General features: G+C 72.1%; 24 protein-coding genes. 7 read left to right on the top strand and 17 right to left on the bottom strand.

The annotated features are described in order from the left end of the window. Positions 1–38: 38 nt before the first annotated feature. Both ACZ3I3_RS03085 and ACZ3I3_RS03090 read right to left on the bottom strand, forming a co-directional pair. Positions 39–2,126, bottom strand: coding sequence for an FUSC family protein (locus ACZ3I3_RS03085; protein WP_467362072.1), 2,088 nt, complete (start codon positions 2,124–2,126; stop codon positions 39–41). Positions 2,127–2,319: 193 nt separating this feature from the next. Next, positions 2,320–3,099, bottom strand: a complete 780-nt coding sequence (locus ACZ3I3_RS03090) for a nucleotidyltransferase family protein (RefSeq protein ID WP_467362074.1) — start codon at positions 3,097–3,099, stop codon at positions 2,320–2,322. Between the two features lie 166 nt (positions 3,100–3,265). On the opposite strand from ACZ3I3_RS03090, the gene ACZ3I3_RS03095 reads away from it, so the two are divergent. Both ACZ3I3_RS03095 and ACZ3I3_RS03100 read left to right on the top strand, forming a co-directional pair. Further along, a complete protein-coding gene (locus tag ACZ3I3_RS03095; protein ID WP_467362076.1) occupies positions 3,266–3,679 on the top strand; it encodes a RidA family protein in 414 nt (137 codons plus the stop codon). Between the two features lie 17 nt (positions 3,680–3,696). Beyond that, positions 3,697–4,305: a gamma carbonic anhydrase family protein gene (locus ACZ3I3_RS03100; protein WP_467362078.1), complete on the top strand. Its 609-nt coding sequence runs from the start codon at positions 3,697–3,699 to the stop codon at positions 4,303–4,305. A 22-nt stretch (positions 4,306–4,327) separates the two neighbouring features. Here ACZ3I3_RS03100 and ACZ3I3_RS03105 read toward each other — a convergent pair whose 3' ends face one another. Both ACZ3I3_RS03105 and ACZ3I3_RS03110 read right to left on the bottom strand, forming a co-directional pair. After that, positions 4,328–5,050: an aspartate/glutamate racemase family protein gene (locus ACZ3I3_RS03105; RefSeq protein ID WP_467362079.1), complete on the bottom strand. Its 723-nt coding sequence runs from the start codon at positions 5,048–5,050 to the stop codon at positions 4,328–4,330. A gap of 5 nt (positions 5,051–5,055) precedes the next feature. After that, positions 5,056–6,519, bottom strand: a complete 1,464-nt coding sequence (locus tag ACZ3I3_RS03110) for an NCS1 family nucleobase:cation symporter-1 (protein ID WP_467362081.1) — start codon at positions 6,517–6,519, stop codon at positions 5,056–5,058. A gap of 154 nt (positions 6,520–6,673) precedes the next feature. Here ACZ3I3_RS03110 and ACZ3I3_RS03115 point away from each other — a divergent pair, with 154 nt between their 5' ends. Beyond that, a complete protein-coding gene (locus ACZ3I3_RS03115; RefSeq protein ID WP_467362082.1) occupies positions 6,674–7,387 on the top strand; it encodes a GntR family transcriptional regulator in 714 nt (237 codons plus the stop codon). Here the strand turns inward: ACZ3I3_RS03115 and ACZ3I3_RS03120 are convergent. The 3 genes from ACZ3I3_RS03120 to ACZ3I3_RS03130 are packed head-to-tail and all read right to left on the bottom strand — an operon-like array spanning position 7,384 to position 10,127. Next, on the bottom strand, positions 7,384–8,088 hold the full coding sequence (locus ACZ3I3_RS03120) for a uracil-DNA glycosylase (protein ID WP_467362083.1): 705 nt from the start codon (positions 8,086–8,088) through the stop codon (positions 7,384–7,386). The two genes, ACZ3I3_RS03115 and ACZ3I3_RS03120, sit on opposite strands and share 4 nt — an antisense overlap. Positions 8,089–8,139: 51 nt before the next feature. Beyond that, positions 8,140–9,468: an MFS transporter gene (locus ACZ3I3_RS03125; RefSeq protein WP_467362084.1), complete on the bottom strand. Its 1,329-nt coding sequence runs from the start codon at positions 9,466–9,468 to the stop codon at positions 8,140–8,142. Beyond that, positions 9,465–10,127 (bottom strand): ArsR/SmtB family transcription factor, encoded by a 663-nt coding sequence (locus ACZ3I3_RS03130; protein WP_467362085.1) that lies wholly within the window; start codon positions 10,125–10,127, stop codon positions 9,465–9,467. The genes ACZ3I3_RS03125 and ACZ3I3_RS03130 overlap by 4 nt, the downstream gene beginning before the upstream one ends. Before the next feature lie 134 nt (positions 10,128–10,261). Between ACZ3I3_RS03130 and ACZ3I3_RS03135 the strand changes: the two genes are divergently transcribed. After that, complete coding sequence (locus ACZ3I3_RS03135) at positions 10,262–10,912, top strand: RNA-binding S4 domain-containing protein (RefSeq protein WP_467362087.1); 651 nt, start codon at positions 10,262–10,264, stop codon at positions 10,910–10,912. A gap of 17 nt (positions 10,913–10,929) precedes the next feature. Here the strand turns inward: ACZ3I3_RS03135 and ACZ3I3_RS03140 are convergent, their stop codons facing one another. From ACZ3I3_RS03140 to ACZ3I3_RS03150, 3 genes are all read right to left on the bottom strand, one after another. Next, positions 10,930–11,394 carry a DoxX family protein gene (locus tag ACZ3I3_RS03140; RefSeq protein WP_467362089.1) on the bottom strand — a complete coding sequence of 155 codons (465 nt, stop codon included), beginning with the start codon at positions 11,392–11,394 and terminating at the stop codon, positions 10,930–10,932. A 113-nt stretch (positions 11,395–11,507) separates the two neighbouring features. Next, entirely contained in the window at positions 11,508–12,569 is a 1,062-nt protein-coding gene (locus ACZ3I3_RS03145; protein ID WP_467362091.1) for a protein kinase family protein, read from the bottom strand. Continuing rightward, entirely contained in the window at positions 12,562–13,260 is a 699-nt protein-coding gene (locus ACZ3I3_RS03150) for a class I SAM-dependent methyltransferase (protein ID WP_467362092.1), read from the bottom strand. Before ACZ3I3_RS03150 ends, ACZ3I3_RS03145 begins: the two co-directional genes overlap by 8 nt. 161 nt (positions 13,261–13,421) lie before the next feature. On the opposite strand from ACZ3I3_RS03150, the gene ACZ3I3_RS03155 reads away from it, so the two are divergent. Continuing rightward, positions 13,422–13,685, top strand: coding sequence for a DUF6343 family protein (locus ACZ3I3_RS03155; protein WP_399410075.1), 264 nt, complete (start codon positions 13,422–13,424; stop codon positions 13,683–13,685). Between the two features lie 39 nt (positions 13,686–13,724). Here ACZ3I3_RS03155 and ACZ3I3_RS03160 read toward each other — a convergent pair whose 3' ends face one another. The 4 genes from ACZ3I3_RS03160 to rpsA form a co-directional block, all read right to left on the bottom strand. Then, entirely contained in the window at positions 13,725–14,105 is a 381-nt protein-coding gene (locus ACZ3I3_RS03160) for a tetratricopeptide repeat protein (RefSeq protein WP_467362094.1), read from the bottom strand. 50 nt (positions 14,106–14,155) lie between these two features. Beyond that, positions 14,156–14,776, bottom strand: a complete 621-nt coding sequence (coaE, locus tag ACZ3I3_RS03165) for a dephospho-CoA kinase (protein ID WP_467362096.1) — start codon at positions 14,774–14,776, stop codon at positions 14,156–14,158. Between the two features lie 111 nt (positions 14,777–14,887). Then, positions 14,888–15,826 (bottom strand): PAC2 family protein, encoded by a 939-nt coding sequence (locus ACZ3I3_RS03170; protein WP_467362098.1) that lies wholly within the window; start codon positions 15,824–15,826, stop codon positions 14,888–14,890. Between the two features lie 173 nt (positions 15,827–15,999). Further along, complete coding sequence (gene rpsA, locus ACZ3I3_RS03175; protein ID WP_467362100.1) at positions 16,000–17,499, bottom strand: 30S ribosomal protein S1; 1,500 nt, start codon at positions 17,497–17,499, stop codon at positions 16,000–16,002. A 365-nt stretch (positions 17,500–17,864) separates the two neighbouring features. Here rpsA and ACZ3I3_RS03180 point away from each other — a divergent pair, with 365 nt between their 5' ends. Together ACZ3I3_RS03180 and hrpB are read left to right on the top strand one after the other, a co-directional pair. Next, positions 17,865–18,674 carry a class I SAM-dependent methyltransferase gene (locus tag ACZ3I3_RS03180; RefSeq protein WP_467362710.1) on the top strand — a complete coding sequence of 270 codons (810 nt, stop codon included), beginning with the start codon at positions 17,865–17,867 and terminating at the stop codon, positions 18,672–18,674. Positions 18,675–18,678: 4 nt separating this feature from the next. Next, complete coding sequence (hrpB, locus tag ACZ3I3_RS03185) at positions 18,679–21,219, top strand: ATP-dependent helicase HrpB (RefSeq protein WP_467362102.1); 2,541 nt, start codon at positions 18,679–18,681, stop codon at positions 21,217–21,219. 12 nt (positions 21,220–21,231) lie between these two features. Here the strand turns inward: hrpB and pgfA are convergent, their stop codons facing one another. The 3 genes from pgfA to ACZ3I3_RS03200 form a co-directional block, all read right to left on the bottom strand. Then, a complete protein-coding gene (pgfA, locus tag ACZ3I3_RS03190) occupies positions 21,232–22,224 on the bottom strand; it encodes a cell envelope lipid trafficking protein PgfA (RefSeq protein WP_467362103.1) in 993 nt (330 codons plus the stop codon). 25 nt (positions 22,225–22,249) lie between these two features. Next, positions 22,250–22,384, bottom strand: coding sequence for an SPW_0924 family protein (locus ACZ3I3_RS03195; protein ID WP_356923094.1), 135 nt, complete (start codon positions 22,382–22,384; stop codon positions 22,250–22,252). A gap of 138 nt (positions 22,385–22,522) precedes the next feature. After that, positions 22,523–24,283, bottom strand: coding sequence for a lytic transglycosylase domain-containing protein (locus tag ACZ3I3_RS03200; protein WP_467362105.1), 1,761 nt, complete (start codon positions 24,281–24,283; stop codon positions 22,523–22,525). Positions 24,284–24,340: the final 57 nt, after the last annotated feature.

Genomic DNA, 24,340 nt, shown 5'->3' on the forward strand with positions numbered 1-24,340 from the left:
AAGGTGGATTGAGGGTCGGTCGAGGGCCGGCCGAGGGGTCATCCGGCGCGGCGCGTCCCGGGCAGCCGCAGCCCCAACCGGTCTCCCGGTCCGGCGAGTTCACCGAGCAGGGTGGTGAGGCGCTCGGTGTGCTCGGGACCGATCCGTCCGGTGTCGTCGAGGTGGACGGCACAGGCGGTGGTGGTGTCGACGAGGCGTTCGAGAAGGTCGGCCACCTCGTCCGCGCCCTCGGTGTGCCGGGCGAGGGCGGGCAGTTCGTGCGCGGACAGGGAGATGGCCGTCCGAGCCTCGGCGAGCGTGCGGTAGGCCTCGCGGCGCAGGGTCCAGCGGGTGGCGCGGTGGTCGGAGGGGGTGGCGCGGGGGGCGGAGGGCGTGAAGGGGCGCTCGGAGGTAGTGCGGGAGCGCTCGGCGGAAGTCCGGGAGCGCCCAGAGGGCGTGCCGGAGCGCCCGGAGGAAGTCCGGGAGCACTGGGCGGGCGTGCCGGAGCGTGCAGAGGGCGTGCCTGGGTGCTCGGACGGCGTGCCTGGGCGCTCGGAGGGCGTGCCGGGCGGCCCGATGCGCGGGGTGTCGGCCTCGTCGAGTACGTGGGTGAGGTAGGCGTACGCCGCATCGCTCGCCGCGGCGAGCCGGGCGCGCACTCCCCCGCCCCGCTGTCCGGGCATCGGCAGGTGCCCGGTGATCAGCACGATCGCGCAGGCCAGCAGCGTCTCGCCGATCCGCCCCATGGAGGCCTGCGGCTCGCCGCCGACCATGACCAGGGCGAGGACGAGGACGGTGACGACGGCGGTCTGGGCGGCGAAGTGCCGGGTGGCGACGGGGATGAGCGCTCCGCTGAGGGCGACGAGCGCGATGAGCCCTTCGGGCCGGGGCAGGACGGCGGCGAATCCGGCGAAGACGACGGCGCCGAGCACGGTCCCGGCGGCCCGGTTCAGGACCCGCGAGGCGAGCGGCCCCAGGTCGGGCTTGACGAGGAAGACGGCGGTGGCAGGCAGCCAGTACCAGTGCTCGTGCTGCCCGTACCACTGGCCCTGGTGCAGGGCCTGGGCGACGGCCGAACTGGCTCCGAAGCAGAGGGCGACCCGCAGCCCGTACTCGCGACCGGCGCTGCCGAAGAGCGCGCGCATCCGGTCCCTGGGCGTACGGGGCCGGGTGTGCAGATCGCCGCCCCTGCCCTGGTCGAACACCTCGGCCGCGTGCAGGAGGGCGTCGTCGAGGGCGCGCAGGGCGGGTGCGGAGCGGGAGGGCGCGGGCAGGGGCCCGGTGTGACTGTTGCCGCGTACGGCTGCGGCGAGCCGCCGTGGTCCTTCGGAGGCCCGCTCGGCGACGGCCTCTCCGGCCCACGCCAGCGCGGTGGCGGCCTCGGCGAGGGGCAGAGCGGCGGCGTACTGCGCGTGCAGCCGCCGCTCGGCGGAGGAGGAGGCGTACCGCCGCAGCCGGGGCCCGGCGAGGGCGTCCTGCGCGTGGTCGAGGGCGGCGGTGAGCGCGGCCCGGCGGCGCATGGCCTCGGGCCCGCCGACGGCGTCGAGCAGCCCCGCGACGGCGTCGTACACGGCGGCGACGGCTTTCCGCTCCCCGTCGAACCGGAAGTCCCCGGCGAGGGAGCCGGGCGTGGGCAGCACGAGCCGGAGCACGATCAGCCACCCGGCGCCCGCGACATAGGCGAGCGCACGCTCCCACCCCTCCTCCGGCAGGGGCATCCCGGCCCCGATCGCCGAGGCGACGAGCAACTGCGTCCCCACGGCGGAGGCGACCGGCCCGATCGCGCTGATGCTCCCGGCGACGAGTCCGACGAACGTGAGGATCACCGTCAGCACGACCGCGCCGGTCTGCTGCCCGGCGTACGTCCCGGCCACCAGCCCCAGGGCACCGCCCAGTGCGGGCACCCCGATCCGCTTGACCGAGGCCCGCCGGCTCCCGGGCCGGTCGTTGATCCCGGCGAGCATGGCGGCGATGGCGGCGACGACCCCGAGCGAGGTACGCCCGACCTGCACGGCCACCAGCAGCAGCGGCCCCGCCGACAGGGCCCCCCGCGTCACCGCGCTCCAGGGCACCGGCCCCCGCTGGGCGCGCAGGGCGTGCGCGAGCCAGGGCGGCAACGCGAGGTAGGCACGGCGGGACCGGGACACGGGGCTCCTGTCGACTCGTCGAGGGCAGGGGTGGGCCTTCGGGCGACGGTGGCCGGGGCGGGGGTATGGGTGCCCACAGTAGGCGGGGTTCCTGGAGGAAAGGTTGCCGGAACGTGACGGAGTCCGGGAAAGCCGGATTCTTTATGAACGCAATCGGCAGGAACGCAATCGGCGACGGCCGTACGACTACCGGTCAGCTGCGCGCCGCCGCCACGGCCTGGTTCAGGAGCGTCTCCACGTCTGTGATCCTCTTCACGAGCTCGTCCGGAGCGCCGGTGAGGGTGCTGCCCAGGAGCGCGTCCACGTCCCGCAGCCCCGCCCGCGCGACGAGACCCTTCTCGTTGGTGACCCACTCCCCCCGTGCCGCCAGCACCGCGTGCGCCGCCTGTGTCGCCGCGAGGGCGATCGCGCCCGCGACCTGGGTGACCGCGCCTTTGGGCGCGTGGCCCGCCTTCGCGTACGCGAGGGTGGCCGTGGCCATGCCGTGCCAGTGGGCCGGAGCGGTCTCGCGCAGGGCCGGGGGGTAGGCCGCGGGGCGCGGCAGTTCGCCGCGCAGCACCTTGTTGATGGCGAGTTCGGCGACGAGCAGGTACGTCGGGATGCCCGCAAGGTGGAACATCAGCGGCTCGACCCGGAAGCGGCCCTCTTCCGCTTCCGCCACCTCGTGTGCGACGACGTCGAGATCGCGGTAGTGCACGTCCACGCGCCGGCCGTCGACGGTCAGCCAGGCGCCGCCGTTGAAGACGCCGCCGCCCCAGGCGCCCAGCTCGGAGACCTCGCCCTCCCAGCCGACGGCCCGCAGGTCCTCCGGATCGAAGGCTCCCCGGTAGTAGATCGCCATGTCCCAGTCGCTGTCCGGGCGTTCGGTGCCCTGGGCGCGGGAGCCGCCGAGGGTGACGGCCTCGACGGCGGGGAGGGCGGCGAGGCGGTCGGCGGTGGTGTCGAGGAAGGTCTGGTCCGGGCGGGTGGGCACGGGCGTCGCTCCTGGGCCGGCGGGTGATGCCCGGAAAGCGTAGGGGAGCGCTCGGGTGAGGGCGCAACCGAAATACGGGTGCGGCCGCGGGGCTGAACCTCGCATGATCGGTGGGTTGCCCTCGACCGCCACCGGTAGATCCGTCACCGGTAGATCGGAGACCCCCGTGATCCAGCGAGTCACTGTCCCGAGCCTGTTTCCGCCGCCCACCTACTCCCACGCCTCCGTCGTGGAGGCCGGCACGCGGCTCGCTTTCCTCGCCGGGTCCGTGCCGCTGGACGCCGCCGGCGAGCTCGTCGGCCCCGGGGATCCCGTGCGGCAGGCCGACCAGGTGATCGACAACCTGCGCGAGCAACTGCGGGCCGTCGGCAGCGACCTGGCGCACGTCGTGGCGACCGACGTGTACGTCGTGAGCGGTGAGCCGGCCGTGCTGTCGTCCGTCTGGGAGGTCGTCGAGGCGTCCGGGCTCAGTACCGGGCCGCACTCGTCGACGCTCATCGGCGTGGCGTGCCTCGGGTACACGGGACAGCTGGTGGAGATTACGGCGACAGCGGTCGTGCCCGGCGAGCCGCCGGCCTGAGGCCTGAGGAGAACGCCATGTTGATCGAGCACCGCGGGCGGCGCCCCGTCGTCCCCGAGTCCGCGTACGTCGCCCCGACGGCCGTCCTGTGCGGGGCCGTCGTCCTCGGTGAGCGCAGCCGGGTGCTGCACGGGGCCGTGCTCACCGCCGAGGACGGGGAGGTGCGGGTGGGCTCGGACGTCGTCGTCATGGAGAACGCCCTGGTGCGGGGACGGGCCCGGCACCCCGCGGTGATCGGTGACGCCGTGCTCGTCGGCCCGCACGCCCATGTCAACGGGGCGACGCTGGAGGACGAGGTCTTCGTCGCCACCGGCGCCTGCGTCTTCCCGGGCGCCGTCGCGAGCGCCGGATCCGAACTGCGGATCCACAGCGTGCTGCACGTCAACTCCGTGCTGCCGCCCGGCACCGTCCTGCCCATCGGCTGGATCGCGGCGGGGGCGCCCCGGGCCCGGCTCTTCGCCCCCGGCGAGCACGACGAACTGTGGCAGGTGCAGGAGGCGCTGGACTTCCCCGGCACGGTCTACGGCATCCCGCGCGGCACGTCGATGCGGGAGGTCATGACCCGCCAGGTGGCGTTCTACGGGGCACATCGCGACGACGTCACACTCGACGACGGCCCGGCCTGACGCGGCATGACCCCCGCGACACCTAGTCCCGTGCGGGCCGCCCCCACACCCTCCGTTTCGCCAGCGGCTCGGCGTAGCTCCCCGCGCGGCTCGTCGTCAGCCCCAGCGCCACCAGCGATTCCGCCAGTTTGACCGCGGCGGCGACCCCGTCGACGACCGGCAGGCCCAGCTTCTCCCCCACCAGCCGCTGCAGCCCCGTCATCCCGGCGCAGCCCAGCACCAGTACCTCGGCACCTGCCGCGCACGCCCGCTCGGCGGCGGCCAGGAACGCCGTCTCGGTGCGCTCGTCGTCGCCGAGGTCGAGCACGTTCAGGCCCGTGCCGACGATCGCGGCGCAGTTCCGGGCCACGCCCGCCGTCTCCAGGCTGTCCTCGATCTGGCCGACGGACCTTTCCAGCGTGGTGACGACGCCGTAGCGGCGGCCCAGCAGACAGGCCAGATGCGCGGCCGCCTCGGTGATGTCGACGACCGGTACGTCCACCAGTTCCCGGACGCCCTCGCGCCCGTGCTCTCCGAAGCCGGCCATGACGACGGCGTCGTACGGCGGTCCGTCGTACGTGCGCAGCGTGTCCAGGACGGCCGCGGCGGACAGGTAGCTGTCGAGCCAGCCCTCCGCGGACTGTGGCCCCCAGGCCGGGGTCAGCCCGGTCACGGCGGTGCCCGGGCCTGCGGCGGCCCGGGCACCTCGTACGATCTCCTCGGTCATCTCCTGCGTGGTGTTGCAGTTGGTGACGACGATCCGCACGTCTCTCAGACCTCCACGGCGGGGCGCTCGGCGGCACGTTCGCTGCGGCACAGCGCCGCGTACAGCCCGGCCGCGAGGGCCGTGCCGATGAACCAGGAGTACGGGGCGGCGTCGCTGAAGGTCTTCACCAGCGCGAGGACGGCCGCGACACCGGCCGCCGGCAGGAACGCCCACAGTGCCTTCGGGTTGACGCCCTTGCGGTAGTGGTAGCGGGAGCCGGGCGTGGCGTCGAACAGTTCGTCGACGTTCACCCGGCCGCGCTTGACCCAGTAGTAGTCGACCATGATCACGCCGAACAGCGGGCCGAGGAAGGCGCCGAGGCCGCCGAGGAAGTAGTTCACGACGGTCGGGTTGGAGAAGAGGTTCCAGGGCGTGACGAGCAGGGCCGCGACCGTGCTGATCATGCCGCCGACCTTGAAGGTGATCTTCTGCGGCCAGACGTTGGCCAGGTCGTACGCCGGTGAGACGAAGTTGGCGACGATGTTGACGCCCATGGTGGCGATGGCGAAGGTCAGCGCGCCCAGCACCAGCACCCATGTGTTGCCGATCTCGGCGACGAGGTAGGCCGGGTCGGTGATCTCCTTGCCGAACACCTCGAACGCACCCGCCGTGACGATGACCGACACGATCACGAAGGCCGTGGAGTTGACGGGCAGACCCCAGAAGTTGCCGCGCCGGACGGACTTGTAGTCGGGCGAGAAGCGGGAGAAGTCGCAGAAGTTGAGCATCAGAGTGCCGTACGTGGCGAGGACCAGGCCGATCGCGCCGAACCACTGGCGCCACTGCTCGCCCACGGAGACCGGGTGCGGGGTGGAGGTGAGCGAGATCGTCCAGCCGGCCTTGGCGAGGATCCACACGGCCAGCGCGATCATCACGAGCCAGATCGCCGGACCGCAGAAGTCCTGGAACTTGCGGACCGATTCCATGCCCCGGCTGATGATCGCCGCCTGGACCAGCCACAGCGCGACGAAGGAGACCCAGCCGAGCGCGTCCAGCCCGAGGAACGAGTTGTGCGTCCACGACTCCAGGCCCGGCCAGGCCGCGAGCAGCATCACGTTGACGGCGACGGAGGCCAGGTAGGTCTGGATCCCGTACCACATGATGGCGATCACGGCCCTGATCAGCGCCGGGATGTTGGCGCCCCAGACACCGAAGGCGATCCGGCTCACGACCGGGAAGGGGACGCCGTGGCGCTGCCCGATCTTCCCCATCCAGTTCATGCCGATGTAGATGATCACGAAGCCGACGAGCAGGGACGTGAAGATCTGCCAGACGTTCATCCCGAGGAAGAGCAGTCCGGCGGCGAAGGTGTAGTTGCCGAGGTTGTGGACGTCGGACATCCACATGGCGAAGAGGTCGAAGACCTTCCAGTTGCGCTTCTTCGCGGGCGCGAGGTCTTCGTTGGTGAGCCGGGGATCGGGGACGAACGCTGGGGTGCCGGTGGTTGCGGCACGGTCGGCGAGGGACACGGGGCCTCCATGAGCAAGGGGACGAAGGAGGACTGCTCTGCGAGGGGTTTGGTATACCAAACTGCGCACATGGTCTCCTCGTCAACCGTTCTGACCGATGTCGCTCTTGTTAACGCTCCGTAAAAGACACTCCGCGTCGGCGAAGATGGGCTTCATGACGAAGATCGAACCCCTCGGAGCGGTGCGCGAACGCGTCACGGCGGACCTGCGGCAGGAGATCATCGCGGGCAGCCTCCGTCCCGGCGACCGCCTGGTCGAACGCGAGCTGGCGGAGCGCTTCGGCGTCTCGCGCGTTCCGGTCCGGGAGGCGATCCGGGCGCTCGTCGCCGAGGGCTTCGTCCACTTCGAGACGCCCCGGCGCACGGTGGTACGCCGTCTCACCCCGACCGACGTGAAGGAACTGTTCGAACTGCGCGAGGCCCTGGAGGTCTACGCCGCCGGACTCGCCGCGTCCCGCGCCACACCGCGGGACCTGGCCGAGGTCCAGGAGCTCCTCGACCGCGCGGCCGCCGCCACCGAGGCCGGGGACGCCGAGCTGATCACGGACCTCAACAGCCGCCTGCACGACCGCATCGTGGCGATGGCCGGCAACAGCCTGCTGACCGAGGCCCTGGAACCGGTCGCCGGCCGGCTGCGCTGGATGACCCGGCGCAACGAGGAGTGGCCGCAGCTCCTGGTGGAGCACCGCGAGCTGTACGAGGCGATCGCCTCGGGCGACCCGGACCGGGCCCGCGCGCACGCGCTCACGCACGTACGCACCAACTACCGCTCCACGGTGCGGCACCTGTTCGGGGAGGAGGCTTCCCGGGAGAAGGCTTACGGAGAGAAGGCTTACGTGGAGAAGACTTACAGGGAGAAGGCTCCTTAGCCGCTTTCGGTGGGCAGTTCCGCCGCCCGCGCGGCCGTCCGCAGGACGTCGCGCAGCATCGCCGGGGTGAGCCGGCCGGTGAAGGTGTTGCGCTGGCTGACGTGGAAGCAGCCGAAGAGCTCCAGGCCGTCCAGGTGGAACCGGGCCCCGTGGCCGAAGGCGGGCCGGGGCCGGGGCACGGACCAGCCCGCCTCCGCGAACGCGGGGAGCGCGGCCTGCCAGCCGAAGGCGCCGAGCACGACCACGGCCCGCAGCGTCGGGCGCAGCAGCCGCAGCTCCTGCACGAGCCAGGGGCGGCAGGTGTCCCGTTCCTCGGGGGTGGGCTTGTTCGCGGGCGGGGCGCAGTGCACGGGCGAGGTGACGCGCACGCCGTACAGCTCCAGGCCGTCGTGGGCGTGCTCGGCGGTGGGCCGGGAGGCGAGGCCGACGTCGTACAGCGCCTGGTACAGGACGTCTCCTGAGCGGTCGCCGGTGAACATCCGGCCGGTGCGGTTGCCGCCGTGCGCGGCGGGGGCGAGGCCGACGATCAGCAGCCGGGCGTCCGCCGGCCCGAAGCCGGGCACCGGCCGCCCCCAGTACGTCCAGTCCGCGTAGGCGGCTCGCTTGGTCCGGGCCACCTCCTCACGCCAGGAGACCAGCCGCGGGCACGCCCGGCAGTCCGTGATGCGCCGGTCGAGGAGGGGGAGACCGCTGGCGTCCATGACTCCACCGTAGGCGGCGGTGGGGCCGCCCCTCACCGGGAGGTGGAAGGCTCAGGACAGGCCGGCACGCGAGCCCGGAGTGATGGTCGTGTCCGGCGCGGACCGTGTCTCAACGCGGCGTAGCCAGAGCAGGGCCCCGGACAACAGCACCGCACCGGTCAGCAGCCATGGCAGCGGGCCCGGCCGCAACGCGCCGACGACGAGGCCGGCGAGCGCGCCGACCAGTTGCAGGGCGAGGGACTGGACGGACAGGGCGGTGGCGCGGCCGGCGCTGGTGACGCGGCGGTGCAGCAGGTCGTTCTGGTTCGGGGACGCGGCGCCGATGCCGAGGTAGAGCAGACAGAAGCCGACGACCGCGAGGGCCGTGGCGAGCGGGTGCGTGGTGGTCGCGGTGACACCGAGCAGCAGCATGCCGCCCGCGCCCGTCACGAGACAGACCAGCACGGCCCGCTCGCCACTGCCCGCGATCCGGGCGGCGAGCGGCGCGAGGTGGCTGCCGGCACCGTTGCAGACGAAGCCCGCGCAGGCGAGCACGGCGTACACCATCGCTCCGGAGCCGGGCGCTCCGGTCAGCTCGACGGTGCGGCCCGGGACCAGCAGTTCGACGGCGGCCAGGGCGCCGCCGACGGCCGCGGCGGTGAGCAGGACCCGGCGGACCAGCGCGTCCCGGCCGCCCAGCCGCAGCCCGTCGAGGACGGTGACCGGGACGCCGCGCAGCACCGCACGCAGGGTGGCCGGCGGTCGCGGCGGCTCCCGCAGCACGGCCAGCACGTAGCAGACGAGGACGACCCTGACCACGGCTCCCAGCAGCATGGGGACGGACAAGGGCAGCACCGCCCCGGCCGTCGCCTCGCTCAGCCCGGTACCGAGACCGGGCCCCGCGTCGAGCAGCCAGGGCAGGGCACCGCCGAGCAGCAGGCCGGCCGCGAGCGCGGCGGAGGTCGCGGAGCCGCCGCGGGCCAGGCCCGTACGCAGCTCGGCATCCGGGCCGGAGCAGTCCTGGACGGTGTCGACGTACCAGGCCTCGGCGGTACCGCTGGCCAGGGCCCGGGCCGTACCCATGAGCACCATGCCGGCGGTGAGCACCCACGCGGTGGTGCCGAGGCCGACCAGCAGGCAGGCGACCATGTTGAGGACACCGGCCGTGGCCAGGACCGGCCGGCGCCCGAGGACGTCGGAGAGCCCGCCCGTGGGCAGCTCCAGCGCGGCCACGGTCAGCGAGTGGACGGCGAAGAGCCCAGCGACCGCGGCCAGGGACATGCCGCGCTCGCTGAACAGCAGGACCATCGAGGCCAGGCCGAGGCCCGACGGCAGCCATAAGAGCGCGCAGACGGTGACGTAGCGGCGGCGAACGGTCCGCAGCTGGGTCGGCTCGGTCACGAGACGTCCCCGCGGTCCGTCTCCTCACGGTCCGTCTCCTCGCGGTCCGCGTCACCACGGTCGGGGCCCCCACGGTCGTGCGGCGCGAGCGGCAACCCGGCGGTGAGGAACAGGACGTTCTCGGCGCGGGGGTCGTCCGCGTCCCGGGCCGTCAGTTCCTCCAGCTTCCGGGCCACGGCCTCCCAGAGCTCGGTGAGCGACTCGGCCGTCAGCCGGGGCATGAGGTCGCTGATCCCCGACGGCTCCACCCACTCCTGGCCCAACCGCCCCTCGGCCATGTCCGCCTCATGCCGGGCGAGGGACGTCTCCAGGTGCTCCAGCTGCCGCCGCCTCGCCAGGCTGACGAAGGCACGGCCCGCCTCGGAGGACTCCATCGCCTCGTTGCTCCAGGACGTCACGGTGTGCTGGGCCCGCCAGCGCCGCTCCCGCCCGTCACGATGCCGGGCCTCGGTGATGAACGCGTACTTCGCCAGCACCCGCAGGTGGTAACTGGTCGACGCCGACGACTCCCCCGTCCGCGCGGCGAGCTCACTGGCCGTGGCGGGCCCGTCCTGACGCAGCAGCCCGAGCAGCCGGATGCGCAGGGGGTGGGTGAGGGCCTTCAGGGCGTCGGTGTCGTGCTCGGGGTCCAGTACGCGCTTGTGCTCGTCGCTGTCCATGCCGGGAGGGTAGGCCGCCAGCGGTATTCAACAAAAGAGTTTTTGCAAAACTTGCTTTGTAGAGTGGGGCGGGAGGCTGGTCCCCTGCCCGGACGGCCCGAAATCGGATGACGGGAAGGACTAAGGTCGGGGACATGGCTTCTGAAGGCACGGAGTACCACGGGACGGGCGACACGGAGGCCGTGGACCCGAAGACCGTGGACCCGAAGACCATGGACGCGAAGACCATGGACGCGAAGGCCGCGGACCCGAAGACCATGGACCCGAAGGTCGCTGCGGCCATCGCCGCTGCCGAGGCCGCCGGGCCCCAGAGCGGCCAGAACGTCCGTGTCGACAGCTGGATCTGGGCCGTGCGCCTCGTCAAGACCCGTTCCCTGGGCGCCACCGCCTGCCGGGGCGGACACGTCCGCGTCAACGGCGAGCGTGTGAAGCCCGCCCACGCGGTGCGCGTCGGCGACGAGGTGCGCGTACGGCACGAGGGCCGGGAGCGGGTCGTCGTCGTGACACGGCTCATCCGCAAGCGGGTCGGCGCCCCGGTGGCCGCCCAGTGCTACATCGACAACTCCCCGCCGCCCCCGCCCCGCGAGGCCGTCGCCCCGGCCGGCATCCGCGACCGCGGCGCGGGCCGCCCGACGAAGCGGGACCGCCGCGAAATGGAACGCCTGCGCGGCCTGGCCGGCCCCGGTCCGGGCCCTGTACCCGGCCCTGGCCCCGCCGCCGGCTTCGGCCGCGGTCCTGGTCCCGGTCCCGGTCCCCGCGGAGGGTCCGGCAAACCGAGGCCGTGAGCAGCGCACTTGCACGGTCACGCCCGGAGCCGCAGCAGGCGCAGCAGATCCGCGTTGTGCCCCCGCCGCGCCCAGGCGATGAGAGCGAGCGGCACCATCAGGATGATCGGCGTCGCCGCGTACTGCCCGTCCATGACGGCGATCTGGACGACGAACGCGCCCACCATCAGAGCACCCAGCGCCATCGCCGCCACCGACTGGAGCACCGGGATCAACAGGGCGACCGCTCCCGCCAGTTCAAGCACGCCGATGGTGTACATCCCTGCGCTGCCCCAGCCGAGCTCCTCGAACGACTCGGCAGCCGACGGGTGCGCGATCAGCTTGGGCACGGCGCTCGCGATCCCGTAGAAGAGGGCGAGCAGCACCTGGAGTCCGCGCAGTGCGATCCGGGCACGCCGCCCGCGGGCGGTCGCGGACTCGGCGACGACGACACCGGCCGGGGCCGAGGGAATGGCGGTGGCGGCAGGGTTGGTCTCGGACATGGAGGTCTCCTGGGGGAAGCGGTCCGGGAAGATGTCGCAGGGGTAGACCGCCCCTCCCCCTCGAACTCATCGCCGCCCGGCGAATGTCACCCGACCCGCTCCGCCCTTGCCCGTCACGGGCAGAGCCGCCGGAGTCTTTCCGCTGGGTAGGGCGTCGTCCTGCTCACCTCCTGGATCGCGCGGTAGAAGTCCGTCATCACGGCCGCGACCGGGGCATGGCGGGTGAGGATCTTCGCCGTCCCGGGCGGCACCCCGGTGGGCTGCTGCCCTTCGGCCCAGGCCCGTATCAGTGACCCACGTATCTCCCAGTCCGCGCCGTACAGGGCGGTGACGAGCCAGTTGACGAGATAACTGGCCGTGTAGCAGCGGTCGTAGCCGGCGTGCCGTTCGTAGAAGTCGGTCTCGGTGGGTGAGAGGTCGAAGCGGCTGGACAGGGAGAGGCCGTAGTCGGCGAAGTACAAGCGCCGGCCGTCGGTCAGGACGTTCTCGAAGTGGGCGTCGAAGTGGAGCAGCTCCCGGCTGTTCATGAAGGACGTACCGGCCCGCAGTTCCCTCTCCGCGAGCGAGCACGCCCGGTCGAGTGCCGCGCCGCCTGCTCGTACCTGCTCCGTGAGCCACGCGTGCAACGTCTGGGGGACATACTCCAGGAACAGCGCGACGCTCGCCGAGGACTCCCGCAGTGCCTCGATACGACGCCGCACCTCCGCGCTCCCTCCCCAGTACGCCACGGCCCGTTCCGCATCGGCCAGTTCCTCCGCCAGGGTGGGCGCCTCGTCCGGCAGCACGCGCCAGTGGTACATCAGCGGAAATCCCTGGAACTGCCCGGAGAGCACCCAGTTCGTCGTCATCGTATGGACGGCGACCTCGCGCCATGCCCCGAACCCGGGCCCGCCGACGCCGTACTGGCAGAAGGTGGGGAGCCCGAACACGTTGGCCGTGGACCGGAGGTGTTCCGGCCGCCGCTCCAGGTCCGTCAGGGGCACCCGCTTCACGAAGACCGGCGTGCCGGCCACCTCCGTCCGGGCCGACTTGCCACCGATGCCCGTCCCCAGCGGCACGGCCGCGTCCACCAGCTCACGCAACTCGGTGTCCCCGCACAGCGCCAGGGATGTCGACACCGCGTCGTAGCCGGTCAGCCGCCCGGACTCCCCCGCACCGTCCGGTGCCTCACGCACCCTGCTTGCCTGGCCCGTCCTGCACCGCCCGCACCCAGATCCGGTCCTCCGTCAGGTACCGGTCCACCCTCAGGCCCGTCTCCCGCAGCGCCTCCTCGAACTGTTGCCTCGTCAGTGGTCGGGCCCGGAACGTCTGGGTCCAGACCGCGTCCGGGAACTCGTACTCCGCTCGGACCGAGTTGACGCCGTCGCCGACCGGCTCCGACGACACGATCCGCATGGTGAAGCCGCTGGGGTCCACCCGCTCGCGCGGCACGTTCACGTGGTAGTCCTCGCCCTCCCGCTGGATCAGCACGGAGCCACCCTCCGCGACATGCCGCACACACGTGCGCAGCAGGCCCCGCCGCACCTCGGCGTCCCCGGCGTGCACGAGGAACGACGCGAGCAGCACCACGTCGAACGTCTCACCCAGGTCCAGGTCCTCGATCGGGCTGCATATCGTCCGCGTCCCGCGTACCCGCTCCAGCATGTCGGCGGACTCGTCCACCGCCGTGACCTCGAACCCGCGCTCCAGCAGCGCATGGGTCATGCGCCCGACGCCGCTGCCCAGCTCCAGGATGCGCGCGCCCGCCGGCACCGCCGCCGCGATGATCTCCGGTTCGTCCCCGACGGGCAGCCGTGAGTAGAACTCCACTGCGCAGCCGTCCGGGGTGATGGCCCCGGGTCCCGTCCCCTCGTACCCCTCACGCATTTTCAGCTCCATGCCCGCCCAACGGACCACACCCGCACGCCCGTTCCCATCCCGCCCGCGTTCACCCGCCCGAGTGAACGACGTCGCGCGCCGGCCCCTGCTCCCCCTGTTGGTGGGCATCCGCGGTGAGGAGTACGTTGCAAACAGGAGTGGAGATCGTGATGCGTACAGGCAGTGAACCGAGGACGGCGCGCAGTGCCCTGCGGGCGCGCTTCTGGCTGAGCCTGTGGGGGCTGGTCTGGGCGCTCTTCGGGACGGTCGCGTTCACGCTGGCCGGGCGGACCGGCTGGGCCATCGCCTGTGGCGCGCTGCTGCTGGTCGTCACGGTCGACCTCGTCATCGTCCTCAGGCACATCCGCCAGGGCCCGCACTACCAGCCGGGCCCCGACATCCCGCCCTACCGTCCACCGGAAGATCATCCCTGAGGAAGACGGATCACGTCCGAGGCGGACAGGGGCGGCCGCTCACGCGTCGAAGCGCGCCGCCTTCAGGAACCGCGGGTTCGGATCCAGCGCGGCGGCCAGGCGGAAGTGGCGCTTGGCCTGGTCGGGGCGGTTCTGCCGCTCATACGTGCGGGCGAGCGCGAAGTGCGCGAACGCGTTGTCCGGCTCTCGCTCCAGGACGATCGAGAACTCCAGCTCCGCCGGCCGCAGCTGCGCCGCGGCAAAGAAGGCACGGGCGCGCAGCAGCCGCGCGGCCGTGTTCTCCGGGTGCGCGGCGATGACGCGGTCGAGCAGCTTCACCGCGCCCCGCGGGTCCCGCGCGGCGAGCAGTCGCTCGGCGGCACGGAAGTCGATGACGTGCGTCTCCGGTGTACGTCCGGTGGAACCGCTGGTCTCGGGCACGGCAGAGTCCTTCCCTCACTGCAAGGGTTCAACGCCCCCGGGCGGTGCCGCTATTCCTGCGGGGACGGCCGGGACGCCTGCGACCTGCGCTCCAGCTCGGCCCACACGTCCTTCACGCGGCGCTCCAGGTCCGCCAGCGGGACGTCGTTGTCGATGACGATGTCGGCGATCTCCCGGCGCTGCTCGGGGGTCGCCTGGGCGGCCATCCGCGCGCGTGCGTCCTCCTCGGTCATGCCGCGCAGCCGGACGAGCCGGTCGAGCTGGGTTTCGGGACTCGCCTCGACGACGATCACGACGTCGTACAGCGGTGCCAGGCCGTTCTCCGTGAGGAGCGGGACGTCGTGCACGACGACCGCGTCGTCGGCGGCGGCCTCTTCGAGCTCGCGGGAGCGGGCGCCCACGAGGGGGTGCACGATCGCGTTGAGCGTGGCGAGCTTCGCCGCGTCGGCGAAGACGATGGAGCCGAGCCTGGGCCGGTCCAGACTGCCGTCGGCCGCGAGCACCTCCTCGCCGAAGGCCTCCACGACCGCGGCGAGCCCCGGCGTCCCCGGTGCGACGACCTCCCGCGCGATGCGGTCCGCGTCGATCAGCACGGCACCGCGCTCGACGAGCAGCCGCGACACCTCACTCTTGCCGGCGCCGATACCGCCGGTCAGACCCACCTTCAGCATGAGCCGAGCCTAGACGCTCCGCTGGGGATGCCGCGTAGAGGGTGCGGGCCGGTGGGGCTGGACCGGTGGGCTGGTCGCGCTGTTCCCCGCGCCCCTGCCGGGGCACGGCTGTCAGCCGTCGCCTTCTCGCTCCGCCAGGAACTTCTCGAACTCCCGGCCGATCTCGTCCGCCGACGGGATGTCCGCCGGCTCGGCGAGCATGTTCCCCCGGGTCTCGGCGCCCGCGACCGCGTCGTACTGGTGCTCAAGGCCCTCGACGAGCGCGGTGAGGTCCTCGTCGCCCTCGCGGATCTGCCGGTCGATCTCCGTCTGGGTGCGGTGGGCGTCCGAGCGCAGCGCGTGGGCGATGCCGGGCAGCACCAGACCGGTCGCCGCCGTGATGGCCTCCAGGACCGTCAGGGCCGCGTCCGGGTACGGGGAGCGGGCGATGTAGTGCGGGACGTGGGCGGCGACGCCCAGGACGTCGTGCCCCGCCTGGAGCAAGCGGTACTCGACGAGGGACTCGGCGCTGCCGGGCACCTGCGCCTCCTCGAACGGGCTGCGATGGCCCGGCACGAGGTCGGTGCGGTTGCCGTGCGGGGTCAGGCCGACGGGCCGGGTGTGCGGGACGCCCATCGGGATGCCGTGGAAGTTCACCGACAGGCGGACGCCGAGCCGCTCCACGATCTGCTTCACGGCTGCGGCGAAACGCTCCCACTCCACGTCCGGCTCGGGGCCGGACAGCAGCAGGAACGGCGCTCCCGTGGCGTCCTGGACCAGGCGCACCTCGATGGCGGGGTCCTCGTAGTCGCTCCAGCGGTCGCGCTTGAACGTCAGCAGCGGGCGGCGCGCGCGATAGTCCACGAGCCGGTCGTGGTCGAAGCGGGCGACGACCTGGTGGGGCAGCGAGTCGAGCAGCCGGTCGACGATCTGGTCGCCCGTCTCACCCGCGTCGATGTATCCGTCGAAGTGGTAGAGCATGACAAGACCGGCCGACTCCTGGGCCAGCGCCATGTCGACGACGGCCAGCCCCTTCGGCTCCCATGCGTACAAGCTCTGCGGATCAAGCACAGTGACCGCTCCTCCTCGTGTTCATACTCCACAACGCCGTTGCGGGCATGGGCATTCCCCGGAGGAGGAGAACATGGATCTTGGCGGCTGGGACAACGCTCCCTGACACACGCTGAGGGCCCGCACCTCGAAAGGTACGGGCCCTCAGTCAGGAGCTACAGCTCAGTGGGCGTTCAGCTCTGCCCACCCGCCAGCTTCTCTCGCAGGGCGGCCAGCGCCTCGTCCGAGGCCAGCGCGCCGGAGTTGTCCGGGCCCTCGGAGGAGTACGAACCGCCACCGCCGGACGCGGCCGGAGCGGCGGCCTCGCCACCACCCTCGGCAGCGGCCTTCTCGTCCGCCTCGCGGGACTTGATGACCTGCGCCTGGTGCTGCTCGAAGCGCTGCTGCGCCTCGGCGTACTGGGTCTCCCAGGCCTCGCGCTGGGTCTCGTAGCCCTCGAGCCAGTCGTTGGTCTCGGGGTCGAAGCCCTCGGGGTAGATGTAGTTGCCCTGGTCGTCGTACGACGCGGCCATGCCGTACAGGGTCGGGTCGAACTCGACCGACGCCGGGTCGGCACCGAAGGCCTCGTTGGCCTGCTTCAGCGAGAGGCTGATGCGACGGCGCTCGAGGTCGATGTCGATGACCTTGACGAAGATCTCGTCGTTGACCTGGACGACCTGCTCCGGGATCTCCACGTGGCGCTCGGCCAGTTCGGAGATGTGGACCAGACCCTCGATGCCCTCGTCCACACGGACGAACGCACCGAACGGAACCAGCTTCGTGACCTTGCCGGGCACGACCTGGCCGATCTGGTGGGTGCGGGCGAACTGCTGCCACGGGTCTTCCTGGGTCGCCTTCAGCGACAGGGAGACGCGCTCGCGGTCCATGTCGACGTCGAGGACCTCGACCGTGACCTCCTGGCCGACCTCGACGACCTCGGAGGGGTGGTCGATGTGCTTCCAGGACAGCTCGGAGACGTGGACCAGACCGTCGACGCCACCCAGGTCCACGAAGGCACCGAAGTTGACGATCGAGGAGACGACGCCGGAACGGACCTGACCCTTCTGGAGGGTCGTGAGGAACGTCTGGCGGACCTCGGACTGGGTCTGCTCGAGCCAGGCACGGCGGGACAGGACCACGTTGTTGCGGTTCTTGTCCAGCTCGATGATCTTGGCCTCGAGCTCCTTGCCCACGTAGGGCTGGAGGTCGCGAACGCGGCGCATCTCGACCAGGGAGGCCGGGAGGAAGCCACGGAGGCCGATGTCGAGGATGAGACCACCCTTGACGACCTCGATGACGGTACCGGTGACGATCCCGTCCTCTTCCTTGATCTTCTCGATGGTGCCCCAGGCACGCTCGTACTGGGCGCGCTTCTTCGAGAGGATCAGGCGGCCTTCCTTGTCCTCCTTCTGGAGAACAAGGGCCTCGATCTCGTCACCGACGGCGACGACCTCGTTGGGGTCGACGTCGTGCTTGATCGAGAGCTCGCGGCTCGGGATCACACCTTCGGTCTTGTAACCGATGTCGAGCAGGACCTCGTCCCGGTCGACCTTCACGATGACGCCGTCGACGATGTCGCCGTCGTTGAAGTACTTGATCGTCTCGTCGATCGCGGCGAGGAAGGCTTCCTCGTTACCGATGTCGTTGACCGCTACCTGCGGAGTGGTGGCGGTGGTCTCGGTGCTGCTCGTCATGTGGGAAAGGGCTCCGGTACGGACATTGAAGTCGTAGGTACTGCTACGCCGGGAGCCCGTTTCGCTCTGCAGAAGCCGGACAGCCAAGGAAGCGCCACACAAGATCGGTGGCGCCTCGACAACCGAGGGGACATACATACAGATGCGAGCGCAGCCTGCTACGTCTGAGGTGCGCAGGCCCGCAGCGCAACTTGTAGCATACGGGGGCAGCCGGGCAGGGTCAATGCGCGAAGCCGCCCACCCGGGGCGGAACACCGCATACCCGGCACAAGTCGTGTCGTCCGAGGCCACGCAGGGCGTGTGACGCCCCTTTCGGGACACCTCCGGGACCGGCTGGACGGAAGAGTACGACGAGGGAGCCGATCATCCAAGAGCCCGAAGCGTCCGAACCGGAGGCCACCCGGCGTGACGCAGATGTCACCGAGAGCTCCCGGGCCAACCGGGGCTGGTGGGACCGCAACGCGGACGAGTACCAGACCGAGCACGGCACCTTCCTCGGCGACGACCGCTTCGTGTGGGGCCCCGAAGGCCTGGACGAGGTGGAGGCCGAGCTGCTCGGCCCGCCGGAAGAGCTGAAGGGCAAGGACATCCTGGAACTCGGCGCGGGCGCGGCGCAGTGCTCGCGCTGGCTGGCCGGGCAGGGAGCCCGCCCTGTGGCCCTGGACATCTCGCACCGGCAGTTGCAGCACGCGCTGCGCATCGGCGGACCGTTTCCCCTGGTGTGCGCCGACGCCGGCGCGCTGCCCTTCGCGGACGGCTCGTTCGACCTGGCCTGCTCGGCGTACGGGGCGCTGCCCTTCGTCGCCGATCCGCGCCTGGTGCTGAGGGAGGTGCGCCGGGTGTTGCGGCCCGGGGGCCGGCTGGTCTTCTCGGTGACGCACCCGATCCGCTGGGCCTTCCCGGACGAGCCGGGACCGGAGGGGCTGTCGGTGTCGGGTTCGTACTTCGACCGCACGCCCTACGTCGAGCAGGACGAGGAGGGCCGCGCGGTCTACGTCGAGCACCACCGCACGCTCGGCGACCGCGTCCGGGACGTGGTGGCCTCCGGCTTCCGGCTGGTGGACCTGGTGGAGCCGGAGTGGCCGGCCTGGAACAGCTCCGAGTGGGGCGGCTGGTCGCCCCTGCGCGGGAACCTGATCCCGGGGACGGCGATCTTCGTGTGCGTACGAGACTGAGTGCGTGATCCGTTACGACGCCCTGGACGCCCTGCCCGTACGCGGTGCCCTGCCCGCCCTGGACGACGCCCTGGAGGGGCACGGCACCGCCGTGCTCGTGGCGCCGCCCGGCACCGGCAAGACGACGCTGGTGCCCCTGGCCCTGGCGGGGCTGCTCGGCCAGGGGCCCCGGCGGCGGGTGATCGTCGCCGAGCCGCGGCGGATCGCGGCCCGGGCGGCGGCGCGGCGGATGGCGTGGCTGCTGGGCGAGAAGGTCGGCGAGAGCGTCGGCTACACCGTGCGCGGGGAACGCGTCGTCGGGCGGCACACGCGCGTGGAGGTCGTCACGACCGGTGTGCTGGTGCAGCGGGTCCAGCGGGACCAGGAGCTGGCCGGTACGGACGTGGTGGTGCTCGACGAGTGCCACGAGCGGCATCTGGACGCGGACACGGCGGCGGCCTTCCTGTGGGACGTACGGCAGACGCTCCGTCCGGAACTGCGGCTGGTGGCCGCCTCGGCGACGACCGACGCGCAGGGGTGGGCGGAGCTACTGGGCGGTGCTCCGGTGGTCGAGGCCCGCGGGACGGCGTATCCGGTGGAGGTCGTGTGGGCGCCGCCGGTGCGGCCCGTACGGCCGCCGCACGGGATGCGAGTGGATCCGGCGCTGCTGACACATGTGGCGTCGGTGGTGCGGCGGGCACTGGCCGAACGAGACGGGGACGTGCTGTGTTTCCTCCCGGGCGTGGGCGAGATCGCCCGGGTCGCCGGGCAGCTCGGGAGGCTCGGGGACGTGGAAGTGCTCCAGGTGCACGGGCGGGCGCCCGCGGCCGTCCAGGACGCCGTGCTGGCCGGCGGGGAGCGGCGCCGGGTGGTGCTGGCCACGTCGGTGGCGGAGTCGTCGCTGACGGTTCCCGGTGTGCGCGTGGTCGTCGACTCCGGGCTGGCGCGGGAACCGCGCGTCGACCACGCGCGCGGGCTGAGCGCGCTGACGACGGTACGGGCGTCGCAGGCGGCCGGGCGGCAGCGGGCAGGGCGGGCCGGGCGTGAGGCGCCCGGGGCCGTGTACCGGTGCTGGGCGGAGGCCGAGGACGCGCGTCTGCCGCGTTTTCCCTCACCGGAGATCAAGGTGGCCGACCTGACGGCGTTCGCGCTTCAGGTGGCCTGCTGGGGGGATCCTGACGCGTCCGGGCTGGCGTTGCTGGATCCGCCGCCGAGTGGGGCGATGGCGGCGGCGCGGGATGTTCTGGCGGCGGTGGGGGCCGTTGACTCCGTCGGGCGGGCCACGGAGCGGGGCGCTGCGCTGGCTCGGCTGGGGTTGCATCCCCGGCTGGGGCGGGCGTTGCTGGACGGGTCCGGCTTGGTGGGAGCGGAGAGGGCCGCTGAGGTCATCGCGTTGCTCAGTGAGGAGGCTCCGCGGGAGTACGGGGATGATCTGGCCGGTGCGTTGCGTCGCGCCCGGCGTGGGGGTGACGCCTATTCCGGACGGTGGCGGGCGGAGGTTCGGCGACTGCGGGCCGTCGTTTCAGGCGTTTCCCACCCACCCACCCGTATCTCGCGTCCAGAAGCACAGATCGACGCGTGGGCCACCTCCTCGGAGGAACGCCAGGTCGGGCTCGTCGCCGCTCTCGCCTTTCCCGAGCGTGTCGCCAAGGCCGACGGTGGGTCATATCTCATGGCGTCCGGAACCCGTGCCGAGGCCGGGGACGGGAGCGCGCTGCGCGGTTGCCCCTGGATCGCTGTCGCCATGGCCGACCGGCCCGTCGGTAAGGGCCACGCGCGCGTGCAGCTCGGCGCTGTCGTGGACGACGAGACGGCCCGGCTCGCGGCCGGCGCGTTGCTGGAGGAGCGGGACGAGGTCGGGTGGGACGGCGGGGACGTCGTGGCGCGGCGGGTCGAGCGGCTGGGGGCCGTGGAGTTGGCGGTGCGGCCGCTGAAGGACGCCGATCCGGGGCTGGTGCGCCGTGCGCTGCTCGACGGGCTGCGGCGAGAGGCGTTCGGGGTGTTGCGGTGGTCGCCGGAGGCCGGTGTCCTGCGGCAGCGGCTGGCGTTTTTGCGGCTGCATCTCGGCGAACCGTGGCCCGACGTGTCCGACGACGCGCTCCACGCGCGCGTGGAGGAGTGGCTGGAGCCGGAGCTGAGCCGGGCCCGGCGGCGGGCCGATCTGGCGCGGATCGACGCCGGGGAGGCCCTCGCGCGGCTGCTGCCCTGGGCCTCCGGTGAGGCCGGGCGGCTCGAGGAACTCGCCCCGGAGCGGATCACGGTGCCGAGCGGGTCGAGGATCCGCGTCGACTACTCCCGGCCCGAGCAGCCCGTACTGGCGGTGAAGTTGCAGGAGATGTTCGGGCTCCAGGAGTCGCCACGGATCGCCGGGGTGCCGTTGCTCGTGCATCTGCTGTCCCCGGCCGGGCGTCCGGCCGCCGTCACGGCCGACCTGGCCTCGTTCTGGAAGGAGGGCTACAAGGGCGTGCGGGCGGAGCTGCGCGGGCGCTACCCGAAGCATCCCTGGCCCGAGGACCCGGCCGGGGCGGAACCGACCCGGTACACCAGCGCCCGGCTCAGGCGCTGACCACCGTACGGCTCAGGCGCCGACCGGTGACGGTTCCTCGGCCTCCGTGGGGGCCGGGCCGGACGGGCGGCGGCTGCGGGCCTCCAGGTACAGCGCGAGGGCCAGCAGGAGGACGCCCAGGGTCAGGAAGCCCCACGGCAGGTAGGACGTCATCAGCAGGATGAGCAGGCGCTGGGACTTCACCAGGTCGACGGTGTGCGTGATGTAGTCCTCGCGCATCTTCACGTGCCCGGCGAACGCGGTCACCTTGTCCCGGTCTCCGAGGAGGGTGCCGCCGCGCAGTTCCTCCTTGTGGAGTTCCTCGCCGTAGACGGGGGCGCCGGTGAGGGGTTCGACCCAGAACTTGCGGACCGTGGTGTACCAGCGGGTCGTGCCGGTCTCGGCGACGGACTCGGGGGTGAGGCCCTCCACGGGCAGGGTCTTCGGGATCCGCACCTTGGTCCAGGGGATGGTCTGCTCGAAGTAGTAGACCTCCAGGCCGCGGAAGTCCTGGGTGCCCTTGTAGTGGATGGGGGCGGTGACGCGGGCCTGGGCGTCGAAGTACTCGTAGTCCCGTTTCTCCGTGAGGAACGGCCATTTGAACTCGATGCCCTCGCGGCGCACCGGGTCGCCGTCGACCATCTCGCCGGTGGCGTGGACGGGGGCCTGGGTGTAGGCGTCGAAGATGTAGCGCTCGGGGATCTTCGACACCATCTCGCCGCCGGGGCCGACGACGTAGGACAGGCCGTCCCAGACGACCACGTCGCGGCCCGCCGACTCCTCGATCCGCTCGGAGGCCTCCACGTTGCCCTTGAGGGTCTGCACGATGGTGACCTCGGGGACCGTGCGGGCCCGCATCGTGCCGTAGTCGAGGAGGGTGGCGTTCTGCGCCTCCAGGACCATGTCCTGGTACTGGTTCGCGGGGACCTTGGCGAGGCGCGGGAAGGCGTACCAGCGCAGCAGGGGGGACAGGGCCGCGAAGAACACGGCGAGGGCGAGCAGGACCAGGCCGGCCTTGCGGCGCATCTCGGCCTCCCTCCCGGGCGGGCGGTCAGGGGTGTGCGGGCACCGTCGTCAGCAGGGGCTTCGGGGACGTGCCGCCCGAGGGCTGTGCGAGGGCGGTCAGCGTCAGGACCACGGCGAACGCGGCGGCGAGACCGATGGCGGCGGCGACGAGTGCACGCATACGGGGCCTCCCCACGGACGGAGCTGATACACCGTCAGGTTTCTCGGCACCGTAGCAACGCGCGGCGGAGATGAGAACACGTTGCACACACAACGACGCCCCTCTTGAAAGAGGGGCGTCGTCCGTCGTACCTGAGAGCTACGCGCTCGGGCTGGCCGAAGGGCTCGGTGAGGACGTCTCGGCAGCCGCCACGGTCAGTTCGACGGTGAGGGTCGCTCCGCCTTCGGTGCTGACGCGGAGCAGGAACGTGCCGGTGGTGTCGTCCGCGTAGAGCCTGGGCAGCGTCAGCAGTCCCTTCGCGTCCGTCTTCAGGCCCGTCAGGGTGCGTACGGCCTTGCCGTCGGCGTCCTTGAAGTAGGGGCCCTTGTCGTTGGCGGTCGGGTCGTCGGCCGACTTGATCAGGGTGGCGGTGGCCGCGACACCGTCGGCGACGGCGCCCTGGTACGTCGCCTTCACCTGGACCCGGTTGGCGAACTCGCCGCCCGGAACACAGGTCAGCGCGGCGTCGCCGGTGCGCGTGAGCTTGTCGGCGGCGCGCTCGGTGACGGTGGCCGTGTAGTCGAGGCCCGCGATCATACGGCCCACGACGGTGGCCCGGACGGTGACGTCGCCCGTCTTCTCGCCCGCCTGGAGCGCGGGCGCGACGGCCACTCCGGAGCTGTTGGTGGCGACCGTGGCCACGCTCTCGCCGCCCGCGAAGGTGGTGTCCGTGTCGCCGACGATCGTGAAGCGGATCCTGACCTTGGCGACGGCCTTGCCGGCCTTCGTCTCGGCGCGGGTGCTGATCCGCTTGGTGAACGCGTCGCCCGCCATCGCGGTGAGCTTCGCCGTCCCGGCGTCCTCCAGGCGGTGCACCGTGTCGGTGGGGGTGGGTGACGTCGAGGGCGGCGTGCTCGGGGTGGTGGGCGGGGTCGTGGGCTGAGTGGCGGGCGGGGTGGTGGGCTTCGAGGGCTTGGTGCCGCCCCCGCCGGGCTTGCCGGGCCTGGGACTCGGCTGAGGCTTGGAGCCGCCCCCGGTCGGCGTGCCGGGTGTGTTCGGCGTGGAGGGGCTGGGGCTCGCCCCGGCCCCGTCGTCGCTGCGGTTGCCGGGCAGCGTGCCCGTGCCGTCGGGGACTTCGTGCGTGCCCTTGCGGTAGTACTCCAGCCACCGCATGACCAGGTTCAGGTACTCACGCGAGTTGTTGTAGCTGAGGATCGCGCGGTCGAGGTCGTTCTGGTCGGACAGGTCCCAGTTGTTGCGGCACAGGTAGTGGCCGGCGGCGAGCGCGGCGTCGTAGATGTTGTTGGGGTCCTTCTTGCCGTCGCCGTTGGCGTCGCGGCCCGCCCAGGCCCAGGTGGACGGGATGAACTGCATGGGGCCGACGGCCTGGTCGTACGTGCTGTTGCCGTCGTAGGCGCCGTTGTCGGTGTCCTTGATGAGGGCGAAGCCGTTGCCGTCGAGCTGCGGGCCGAGGATCGGCGAGATGGTGGTGCCCTCGGCGTTGACGCGGCCGCCGCGGGCCTGGCCCGACTCCACCCGGCCGATGGCCGCGAGGAGTTGCCAGGGCAGGTTGCAGCCGGGCTTGGAGTCGCGCAGCGCGGCCTCGGCCTTCTTGTACGCGTCGAGGACGGTCGCGGGGATGCCCGCCTCGGAGGTGCCGGGGGTGGTGGGCCCCGTCCCGGTGCTCGGTGACGGGCTCGGGCTGTTGAGCGGCGGCAGGTCCGTGTAGTACGGCGAGTTGCCGGTGGCGCTGCCGTCGGAGGCACTCGCGTCGGGTGAGGGTGTGGCGTCCGCGGCGGTCTGTCTGCCGTGGTCGTTCACGCCCGGAGCCTGGGAGGCGGACAGGGCCGCGACCGCTACCGCGGCCACGGCGGTGGTTGCCGCCCCCTTGCGCAGCCTCCTGCCGAATTGCGCCGCCATAGAGTGAACCCCTCCCGTGGACGCCCGAGCGCCCGTCTCTGTCTGTCGCGCGCTTGT

It is taken from the genome of Streptomyces sp. NPDC016851, assembly GCF_055562795.1.